This is a genomic window from uncultured Campylobacter sp., assembly GCF_938045595.1.
GTDB lineage: Bacteria > Campylobacterota > Campylobacteria > Campylobacterales > Campylobacteraceae > Campylobacter_B.
This window is the reverse complement of record NZ_CALIBB010000294.1, coordinates 1-1,008: the sequence shown is the minus strand read 5'-3', so window position 1 is coordinate 1,008 and position 1,008 is coordinate 1. Positions and strand designations below refer to the sequence as shown.

2 protein-coding genes are annotated in these 1,008 nt (G+C 53.5%); both read left to right on the top strand.

All coding sequences use genetic code 11. The features are described 5' to 3' along the window. Positions 1–431, top strand: a 431-nt coding sequence (locus tag Q0340_RS11380; protein WP_298083396.1) for a hypothetical protein, incomplete at its 5' end; no start/stop codon positions are given. Beyond that, positions 424–1,008 (top strand): SDR family NAD(P)-dependent oxidoreductase (locus Q0340_RS11375; RefSeq protein ID WP_298083395.1); only part of this gene is annotated, 585 nt, incomplete at its 3' end. The genes Q0340_RS11380 and Q0340_RS11375, both read left to right, overlap by 8 nt.

The following is a 1,008-nucleotide window of genomic DNA, read 5'->3' as shown; positions in this document are numbered from 1 at the left end:
GTATGAGAGCCTCTAGTATCCTACCGCAGAGCGGATGTATGGTCTTCGCAGATGAAATTTTAGAGGTTAGCGACGGTTACGTAAGCTGCGCGTTTAGCGTTAAAGAGGACTCGCCGTTTACCGAAGACGGCAAGCTCGGCAGCTACGCGTATATGGAGATAATGGCGCAGTGCATCGGCGTGTATTCGGGCTACAGAAACGACGGCGAGGCGAGGCTTGGGTTTTTACTGGGCGTGCGAAACCTTGATATTTCGCGCGCAAGCCTGAAAGTAGGCGAGCGCGTGATCGCGACGGCGAGGCAGAGCGTAAGCGACGGCGAGGGGTTATATATCTTCGACTGTGAGATCCGCTGCGGCGGCAAACATATCGCAAGCGCCACGCTAAGCGTGATGAACCCGAACGATGAAATGCTAAAGAGTATAAATGGCTAAGAGAATTTTAATCACCGGAGCAAGCGGCGGTATCGGCGAGGCGTGTGCGTTAAATTTAGCGCAAAAGGGCTACGGCTTGGCGCTAAACGGGCGCAACGAAGCCAAGCTAAAAGACGTAGCGAAGCGCTGTTTGGACGCGGGCGCGGCGGAAGTTCAAATTTTAAAATTTGACGTCGCAGATACCGCTGCGGCGCAGGAACATATCGAAGCAGACATAGAGGCAAACGGCGCATACTGGGGCATTGTGCTAAATGCTGGTATCACGCGAGATAACTCCTTCGTGTGGTTTGAGCGCGAGGATTGGCAAAGCGTGATAGATACGAATTTAGGCGGGTTTTATAACGTCCTAAAGCCCGCACTGATGCCGATGATCCGTGCCAAAAAGGGCGGACGTATCGTAGTGATGAGCTCGGTTAGCGGAATTGCCGGCAACCGCGGTCAAAGCAACTACGCCGCTAGCAAAGGAGGTCTAATCGCCGCGGCAAAATCGCTAGCGATAGAACTTGCAAGCCGCAAGATCACGGCAAACGTCGTAGCCCCGGGGCTTATCAAAAAGGCGATGAGCGAGAGCATAAAC